General features: G+C 72.1%; 1 pseudogene. It reads left to right on the forward strand.

Going from position 1 to position 444, the window contains the following annotated elements:
- Positions 1–444: pseudogene (locus tag HG542_RS34275) on the forward strand (potassium-transporting ATPase subunit B); the annotation flags it as partial.

Below are 444 nucleotides of genomic sequence, written 5' to 3' on the forward strand. Positions count from 1 at the left end.
CTGCTCGACAAGACCGGCACCATCACCTACGGCAACCGCCGCGCCTCCGAGTTCGTCCCGGTCAAGGGCACGATGGCCGCCGAGGTGGCCGACGCCGCCCAGCTCTCGTCGCTCGCCGACGAGACGCCCGAGGGCCGCTCGATCGTCGTCCTCGCCAAGGAGAAGTACGGCCTGCGCGAGCGCCACGAGGGCGAGCTGGTGGGCGCCGAGTGGATCCCGTTCACCGCCCAGACCCGTATGTCGGGTGTGGACGTCGACGGGCGCAAGGTCCGCAAGGGCGCGACCGGTTCGGTGATCGCCTGGGTCGAGGAGCGCGGCGGCAGCGTCGCCGAGGACGCCCGCACGCTCACCGACGAGATCTCCCAGGCGGGCGGCACGCCGCTGCTCGTGGCGCTGGAGGACGAGAAGGGCGCCCGTGTGCTGGGCGTCATCCACCTCAAGGAC

Source organism: Streptomyces morookaense (assembly GCF_013030945.1).
GTDB lineage: Bacteria > Actinomycetota > Actinomycetes > Streptomycetales > Streptomycetaceae > Streptomyces > Streptomyces morookaensis.